Here is a 1,401-nt window from a genome sequence, read left to right on the forward strand (position 1 = left end):
CGCTACACTACGGGACCAGATTGCGGGGGTAGGATTTGAACCTACGACCTTCGGGTTATGAGCCCGACGAGCTACCAGACTGCTCCACCCCGCGATAATAAAATATTCAAATGGCGGAGGAAGAGGGATTCGAACCCCCGCGCGGTGTAACCCGCCTGTCGGTTTTCAAGACCGATCCCTTCAGCCAGACTTGGGTATTCCTCCATCGCAAAATATAAAGACATGTGGTGGACCTTGTAGGACTCGAACCTACGACCGGACGGTTATGAGCCGTCTGCTCTAACCAGCTGAGCTAAAGGTCCAAATTTTTAAATAGCGGCGGAGGGGATCGAACCCACGACCTCACGGGTATGAACCGTACGCTCTAGCCAGCTGAGCTACGCCGCCGTCATTCTTTGTTATTGGTGGAGCCTAGCGGGATCGAACCGCTGACCTCCTGCGTGCAAAGCAGGCGCTCTCCCAGCTGAGCTAAGGCCCCAATTAATATCTAGTGATCGGGAAGACAGGATTCGAACCTGCGACCCCATGGTCCCAAACCATGTGCTCTACCAAGCTGAGCTACTTCCCGTTCTGTGTTAGTGGCGCGCCCAAGAGGAGTCGAACCCCTAACCTTTTGATCCGTAGTCAAACGCTCTATCCAATTGAGCTATGGGCGCATATAAAAGCAATGATGCCGAGGACCGGAGTCGAACCGGTACGGTAGTCACCTACCGCAGGATTTTAAGTCCTGTGCGTCTGCCAATTCCGCCACCCCGGCAAGGGTTAAATGGAGCGGAAGACGGGATTCGAACCCGCGACCCCCACCTTGGCAAGGTGGTGTTCTACCACTGAACTACTTCCGCGAATTGATGCGGGTGAAGGGAGTCGAACCCCCACGCCTTGCGGCGCCAGATCCTAAGTCTGGTGCGTCTGCCAATTCCGCCACACCCGCAAAAATGGTGAGCCATGCAGGATTCGAACCTGCGACCCTCTGATTAAAAGTCAGATGCTCTACCAACTGAGCTAATGGCTCGTCTAACTTTTAAGTACGTTCAATTCTTAATTATATTTCTATAACTTTTTAACGACTGACAATTTATATTGTACTATATTATCTTTTGTTTGTAAAGACTTTTTTAATATAATTTTTATGGTGCCGGCCAGAGGACTTGAACCCCCAACCTACTGATTACAAGTCAGTTGCTCTACCAATTGAGCTAGACCGGCAATTTTTATAAATGGTGGAGGATGACGGGCTCGAACCGCCGACCCTCTGCTTGTAAGGCAGATGCTCTCCCAGCTGAGCTAATCCTCCATCATGAAGCCCGGCAACGTCCTACTCTCACAGGGGGAACCCCCCAACTACCATCGGCGCTGAGAAGCTTAACTTCCGTGTTCGGGATGGGAACGGGTGTGACCTTC

General features: G+C 51.7%; 13 tRNA genes and 1 rRNA gene. All 14 read right to left on the reverse strand.

The features are described from left to right. Positions 1-20 precede the first annotated feature (20 nt). Positions 21-94 (reverse strand) — tRNA-Met (locus tag G4D61_RS17790). A gap of 17 nt (positions 95-111) precedes the next feature. Then, positions 112-204, reverse strand: a tRNA-Ser gene (locus tag G4D61_RS17795). 21 nt (positions 205-225) lie between these two features. Further along, positions 226-302 (reverse strand) — tRNA-Ile (locus tag G4D61_RS17800). An 11-nt stretch (positions 303-313) separates the two neighbouring features. Beyond that, positions 314-387, reverse strand: a tRNA-Met gene (locus G4D61_RS17805). A gap of 15 nt (positions 388-402) precedes the next feature. Continuing rightward, positions 403-478 (reverse strand) — tRNA-Ala (locus tag G4D61_RS17810). Between the two features lie 16 nt (positions 479-494). Then, a tRNA-Pro gene (locus G4D61_RS17815) sits at positions 495-568 on the reverse strand. 11 nt (positions 569-579) lie between these two features. Next, a tRNA-Arg gene (locus G4D61_RS17820) sits at positions 580-656 on the reverse strand. Between the two features lie 15 nt (positions 657-671). Beyond that, positions 672-757: transfer RNA gene (locus tag G4D61_RS17825), tRNA-Leu, on the reverse strand. A 10-nt stretch (positions 758-767) separates the two neighbouring features. Continuing rightward, positions 768-842: transfer RNA gene (locus G4D61_RS17830), tRNA-Gly, on the reverse strand. A 7-nt stretch (positions 843-849) separates the two neighbouring features. Continuing rightward, positions 850-931, reverse strand: a tRNA-Leu gene (locus tag G4D61_RS17835). A 5-nt stretch (positions 932-936) separates the two neighbouring features. Next, a tRNA-Lys gene (locus G4D61_RS17840) sits at positions 937-1,012 on the reverse strand. A 118-nt stretch (positions 1,013-1,130) separates the two neighbouring features. Beyond that, positions 1,131-1,206 (reverse strand) — tRNA-Thr (locus G4D61_RS17845). A 12-nt stretch (positions 1,207-1,218) separates the two neighbouring features. Next, positions 1,219-1,294, reverse strand: a tRNA-Val gene (locus G4D61_RS17850). Between the two features lie 8 nt (positions 1,295-1,302). Continuing rightward, positions 1,303-1,401, reverse strand: a 5S ribosomal RNA gene (gene rrf, locus G4D61_RS17855); the annotation flags it as partial.

The sequence above is a fragment of the Heyndrickxia ginsengihumi genome (assembly GCF_011008565.1).
Classification (GTDB): domain Bacteria; phylum Bacillota; class Bacilli; order Bacillales; family Bacillaceae_C; genus Weizmannia; species Weizmannia ginsengihumi.